The organism is Mesorhizobium sp. M7A.F.Ca.CA.001.10.2.1 (genome assembly GCF_003998575.1).
In the GTDB taxonomy this organism is placed as follows: domain Bacteria; phylum Pseudomonadota; class Alphaproteobacteria; order Rhizobiales; family Rhizobiaceae; genus Mesorhizobium.
The window spans coordinates 1-2,300 of sequence record NZ_RZQY01000818.1; the positions used below are offsets into that span (position 1 = coordinate 1).

The 2,300-nt window shown below is 63.7% G+C and carries 3 protein-coding genes; 1 reads left to right on the forward strand and 2 read right to left on the reverse strand.

Annotated elements, in window-relative coordinates; all coding sequences use genetic code 11:
• Together EN964_RS32130 and EN964_RS32135 are read right to left on the reverse strand one after the other, a co-directional pair.
• The coding region (locus EN964_RS32130; protein WP_127277254.1) for an RNA polymerase factor sigma-32 at positions 1–682 on the reverse strand (682 nt) is incomplete at its 3' end.
• Between the two features lie 201 nt (positions 683–883).
• On the reverse strand, positions 884–1,924 hold the full coding sequence (locus EN964_RS32135) for an RluA family pseudouridine synthase (protein WP_127268032.1): 1,041 nt from the start codon (positions 1,922–1,924) through the stop codon (positions 884–886).
• Positions 1,925–1,952: 28 nt separating this feature from the next.
• Here EN964_RS32135 and EN964_RS32140 point away from each other — a divergent pair.
• On the forward strand, positions 1,953–2,300 hold a 348-nt coding region (locus tag EN964_RS32140), incomplete at its 3' end, for a fimbrial protein (protein WP_127277256.1).

Here is a 2,300-nt window from a genome sequence, read left to right on the forward strand (position 1 = left end):
ACAGCATGCCGCGCCGGTTTTCCAGCTCGTCCTGCTCGATCAGCATCTCTTCCTGGCTTTCGTGGTCGTCGACCAGCCAGTCCTGCCATTCGCCGGATTCGCCTTCGCTGGCCCGGATCGGGGCGTTGAGCGAGGCGTCGCCGGACAGGCGGCGGTTCATCGACACCACTTCGGCTTCGGAAACGTTCAGCCTTGTGGCGATCTCGGTGATCTGGTCGGGCTTCAAGTCGCCGTCGTCGAGCGCCTGGATCTTGCCCTTCACCTTGCGCAGGTTGAAGAACAGGCGCTTCTGGTTGGCGGTCGTGCCCATCTTGACCAGGCTCCACGAGCGCAGGATGTACTCCTGGATCGAGGCCTTGATCCACCACATGGCGTAGGTCGCGAGGCGGAAGCCGCGCTCGGGTTCGAATTTCTTGACGGCCTGCATCAGGCCGACATTGCCTTCCGAGATCACTTCGCCGATCGGCAGGCCATAGCCGCGATAGCCCATGGCGATCTTGGCGACGAGCCTGAGGTGGCTGGTGACGAGCTTGTGCGCAGCGGAGGTGTCTTCATGCTCGGCGTAACGCTTGGCGAGCATGTACTCTTCCTGCGGCTGCAGCATGGGAAAGCGGCGGATTTCTTCCAGGTAGCGGCTGAGGCCGCCTTCGCCGGAAACGATACTGGGTAGTGACTGGGCCATGATAGCGCCCCCTCTCTATTGGAGTGATGCCCCCGAAACGCGGCGGGCATGTGACGCGAGCACCAAAAGGCTCGCCCGCGACATCAGATCTTATACAGGAACAAAACCAGAAAAGACAGGCATTTGTTCAACACGAAACAGTGTGTCACGGTGAAGTGAACAATGTCAGTCAGGTTTTTTGATGGCTTGTCGGTGACGGGTTCAGAGCTTGCGGAAGCCGCCGACGAGTTCCTCCATGTCCCTCGGTAACGGCGCCTCGAACCTCATCGTTAGATGGGTAGTGGGATGGCGAAATGCAAGGAGCCAGGCATGCAAAGCCTGCCGGGGAAATGCCTTGACCTGGCTTTTCAGCGGTTCGGGCAGCCGGTTGGCCTTGGTGCGGAAGGCTTGGCCGTAATCGGGGTCGCCGATCACCGGATGGCCGATATGCGCCATGTGGACACGGATCTGGTGGGTGCGGCCGGTCTCCAGCCGGCATTCGACCAGGCTGGCCGTGGCGAACTCCTGTTGGCTCTCGCCGAAGCGCTCCTGCACGGTGAAGTGGGTGACCGCATGGCGGGCGTCGTCGCGTCCTTCCGGCACCACGGCACGGCGCACGCGGTCGGCGGCGCGGCCGAGCGGCGCGTCGACCCTTCCGGTCGGCCTCTGCGGTATGCCCCAGACCAGCGCCAGATAGGCACGCTCCAAGTCGCCGGTCAGGCCGTGATCGGCGAAAGCCTCGGACAGTGACTTGTGGGCGCGGTCGGTCTTGGCGACGACCATGACGCCGCTGGTCTCCTTGTCGAGGCGGTGGACGATGCCCGGCCGGCGCACACCCCCGATTCCTGAAAGGCTGTCGCCGCAATGATGGATCAGCGCATTGACCAGTGTGCCGGTCCAGTTGCCCGCTCCGGGGTGCACGACAAGCCCGGCCGGCTTGTTGATGACGATCAGTTCGTCGTCCTCATAGAGTACATCGAGTGCGATGTTCTCGCCCTGCGGCTCCGCCGGCTCCGGCTCCGGCATGGTAACCGACACGCTCTCGCCCGGCGCCATCTTGCGCTTGGTCTCGTCGACGGGCTTGCCGTCGACCGAGACCGCGCCCTGCCTGATCAGCATCTGCACGCGGCTGCGTGACATGTCCGGGCCAAGGCTTGCGGCCAGCCACTGGTCGAGGCGCAGGCCGGCCGCATCCGCGCCCGCCACCAGCACTGTCGGTTCCGCCTCTATCAATTCAGGGGCCTCTTCGCTATGAGCGCTCATTGAAAAACCGTTCCGGAACTGTTTTGCCATGGCCAGCCCGATCGCCGAAGAAGACCAGGATAAGCCGCTCGACCCCGAGGTCGAAAAGGTGCGCAGGAAACTCGTCCGCTTCGTCGGGATCAATCTCGGCCTGCTGTTCCTCGCCCTTATGGTGGTGATCGGCGCCCTTGTCTACAAAGCGCGCAATGCACCGCCGGCGAACCCGCCGCTGGCCGGCGATATCCAGACACCCGCCGGCGAACCGGTCAACGGCGACATCGTGCTGCCGGTCGGCGCCACGGTGGTCAGCCAGTCGCTGTCCGGCAATCGTGTCTCGATCGACGCCGAGCTTGCCGACGGCAGCCGCACGATCTTCGTCTACGACATCACCGAGCGA